Annotated in this window: 2 rRNA genes; both read right to left on the bottom strand. The window is 49.8% G+C overall.

Features of this window, described 5'->3' with window-relative positions:
* Positions 1–11: 11 nt before the first annotated feature.
* Positions 12–127: ribosomal RNA gene (rrf, locus tag J3U36_RS11285) — 5S ribosomal RNA — on the bottom strand.
* A gap of 148 nt (positions 128–275) precedes the next feature.
* Positions 276–3,175, bottom strand: a 23S ribosomal RNA gene (locus J3U36_RS11290).
* Positions 3,176–3,254 lie beyond the last annotated feature (79 nt).

Below are 3,254 nucleotides of genomic sequence, written 5' to 3' on the forward strand. Positions count from 1 at the left end.
CTTATTTAAAAGTCTGGCGGCACCCTACTCTCACATGGGTAATACCCACACTACCATCGGCACTACGGCGTTTCACTTCTGAGTTCGGCATGGGGTCAGGTGGGACCACCGCGCTATTACCGCCAGACATATCCTGTCTTCTCTTTCTCTATTGATGTCATTATCTCATCTTTACATCAATTCCTCAATCCGGAACAAACTGTTTCTACAATATTCAATCACCTTCCGATGATTTTCTCTTCTCTCTCGCGTATCCCAAAACAACTCCGAGTTGTAAGGTTAAGACTCTCGGTTCATTAGTATCAGTTAGCTCAATGTATCACTACACTTACACACCTGACCTATCTACGTCTTAGTCTCAAACGGACCTTACTGATTCTCATCAGGGAAAACTCATCTCGAGGCTAGTTTCGTACTTAGATGCTTTCAGCACTTATCTATTCCGCACGTAGCTACCGGGCAATGCAATTGGCATCACAACCCGTACACCAGCGGTGCGTTCACTTCGGTCCTCTCGTACTAGAAGCAAACCCTCTCAATTTTCCTACGCCCATGGCAGATAGGGACCGAACTGTCTCACGACGTTCTAAACCCAGCTCGCGTACCACTTTAAACGGCGAACAGCCGTACCCTTGGGACCTACTTCAGCCCCAGGATGTGATGAGCCGACATCGAGGTGCCAAACACCGCCGTCGATATGAACTCTTGGGCGGTATCAGCCTGTTATCCCCGGAGTACCTTTTATCCGTTGAGCGATGGCCCTTCCATTCAGAACCACCGGATCACTATGACCTACTTTCGTACCTGCTCGAGCCGTCACTCTCGCAGTCAAGCTAGCTTTTGCCATTGCACTAACCTCCTGATGTCCGACCAGGATTAGCTAACCTTCGTGCTCCTCCGTTACTCTTTGGGAGGAGACCGCCCCAGTCAAACTACCCACCAGACAGTGTCCCTTACCTCGATTCAGAAGTATAGGTTAGAACATCAAACATTAAAGGGTGGTATTTCAAGGATGACTCCATGCATACTGGCGTACACACTTCTTAGTCTCCCACCTATCCTACACATTAAGGCTCAATGTTCACTGTCAAGCTATAGTAAAGGTTCACGGGGTCTTTCCGTCTTGCCACGGGTACACCGCATCTTCACGGCGATTTCAATTTCACTGAGTCTCGGGTGGAGACAGCCTGGCCATCATTACGCCATTCGTGCAGGTCGGAACTTACCCGACAAGGAATTTCGCTACCTTAGGACCGTTATAGTTACGGCCGCCGTTTACTGGGGCTTCGATCAAGAGCTTCTGCTTACGCATAACCCCATCAATTAACCTTCCAGCACCGGGCAGGCGTCACACCGTATACGTCCACTTTCGTGTTTGCACAGTGCTGTGTTTTTATTAAACAGTTGCAGCCAGCTGGTATCTTCGACTGATTTCACCTCCATCCGCGCGGGACTTCAATTACCATCAGCGTGCCTTCTCCCGAAGTTACGGCACCATTTTGCCTAGTTCCTTCACCCGAGTTCTCTCAAGCGCCTGAGTATTCTCTACCTGACCACCTGTGTCGGTTTCGGGTACGATTAACTATAACCTGAAGCTTAGAGGATTTTCCTGGAAGCAGGGCATCAATTACTTCACTACCTTAGTAGCTCGTCATCACGCCTCAGGGTCTCAGTGACCGGATTTGCCTAATCACACCCCTACACGCTTAACCCACCATCCAATAGGTGGTAAACCTAGCCTTCTTCGTCCCCCCATCGCAGTTATAGCCAGTACGGGAATATTAACCCGTTTCCCATCAGATACGCCCTTCGGCCTCTCCTTAGGGGTCGACTCACCCTGCCCCGATTAACGTTGGACAGGAACCCTTGGTCTTCCGGCGAGCGGGCTTTTCACCCGCTTTATCGTTACTTATGTCAGCATTCGCACTTCTGATACCTCCAGCATGCCTCACAACACACCTTCTACGGCTTACAGAACGCTCCCCTACCCAATACACTTACGTGCACTGCCGCAGCTTCGGTGCATAGTTTTAGCCCCGTTACATCTTCCGCGCAGGCCGACTCGACTAGTGAGCTATTACGCTTTCTTTAAATGATGGCTGCTTCTAAGCCAACATCCTAGCTGTCTAAGCCTTCCCACTTCGTTTCCCACTTAACTATGACTTGGGGACCTTAGCTGGCGGTCTGGGTTGTTTCCCTCTTCACGACGAACGTTAGCACCCGCCGTGTGTCTCCCATGATTAAACTTGTCAGTATTCGGAGTTTGCATCGGGTTGGTAAGCCGGGATGGCCCCCTAGCCGAAACAGTGCTCTACCCCCAACAGTTATACATGAGGCGCTACCTAAATAGCTTTCGGGGAGAACCAGCTATCTCCCGGTTTGATTGGCCTTTCACCCCCAGCCACAGGTCATCCGCTAATTTTTCAACATTAGTCGGTTCGGTCCTCCAGTTAGTGTTAACCAACCTTCAACCTGCCCATGGCTAGATCACCGGGTTTCGGGTCTATACCCTGCAACTTAACGCACAGTTAATACTCGGTTTCCCTTCGGCTCCCCTATTCGGTTAACCTTGCTACAGAATATAAGTCGCTGACCCATTATACAAAAGGTACGCAGTCACACATGCCCAACGACACATGCTCCCACTGATTGTACGTACACGGTTTCAGGGTCTATTTCACTCCCCTCCCGGGGTTCTTTTCGCCTTTCCCTCACGGTACTGGTTCACTATCGGTCAATCAGGAGTATTTAGCCTTGGAGGATGGTCCCCCCATCTTCAGACAGGATATCACGTGTCCCGCCCTACTCTTCAAGCTTCCACATAATCCATCTTCGTGTACGGGACTTTCACCCTCTATCGTGCGACTTTCCAGACGCTTCCACTGATACATTATGCTACCCGCTTTGGGCTCCTCCCCGTTCGCTCGCCGCTACTAGGGGAATCTCGGTTGATTTCTTTTCCTCGGGGTACTTAGATGTTTCAGTTCTCCCGGTTCGCCTCATCTGACTATGTATTCATCAGATGATAGTGCAGTCACCTACACTGGGTTTCCCCATTCGGACATCGACGGCTATAACGCCTTTTATCAGCTCACCGTCGCTTTTCGCAGATTAACACGTCCTTCTTCGCCTCTGATTGCCTAGGCATCCACCGTGTACGCTTAATTTCTTAACCTTACAACTCACAGTTGTCTTGGTTTCTATTACGCTTTTTTCTCTTTCCTACTTCAAACACCCATACTTTCGTATCAACG

The sequence above is a fragment of the Gilliamella sp. B3817 genome, assembly GCF_026536705.1.
Lineage (GTDB): Bacteria > Pseudomonadota > Gammaproteobacteria > Enterobacterales > Orbaceae > Gilliamella > Gilliamella apicola_I.